Below are 387 nucleotides of genomic sequence, written 5' to 3' on the forward strand. Positions count from 1 at the left end.
GTTTTTTCCTTTTCTTTTTTTCTTTCTCTTTTTTCTCTTTTTTTTTCTCCTTTTCCCCGTCCCCCTTCCTTCTTTTTCCTCCCCCCTCCCCCCTTCCCCTTTTCTCTTCCTCTTTTTTCTTTTTTCTTTTTTCCTCCTCCCCCTTTCCCTCTTCCCCTCCTCTTTTCTCCTTTCTTTTTCTTTTTTTTCTCTCCCTTCTCCCTCTTCTCCTTCCTTCTTCCTCCCTCCCCCCCCTTCCCCTTTCTTTTCTCCCCTTCTTTTTCCCTCCTCTTTTTTCCCCCTCCTCCTTCTTCCCCTCCCTCTTTCCCTTCCCTTCTTTTTCTCTTTCTTCCTCCCCCCTTTTCCCTTTCTTCTCCCTCTCCTTCCCCTTTCTCTTCTCCCCCTCTC

1 protein-coding gene is annotated in these 387 nt (G+C 47.0%); it reads right to left on the minus strand.

What is annotated here, in order from left to right; all coding sequences use genetic code 11:
* Positions 1 to 387, minus strand: a 387-nt coding sequence (locus KH400_RS29980; protein WP_217228281.1) for a hypothetical protein, incomplete at both ends; no start/stop codon positions are given.

It is taken from the genome of Desertibacillus haloalkaliphilus, assembly GCF_019039105.1.
Classification (GTDB): Bacteria; Bacillota; Bacilli; order Bacillales; family KJ1-10-99; genus Desertibacillus; species Desertibacillus haloalkaliphilus.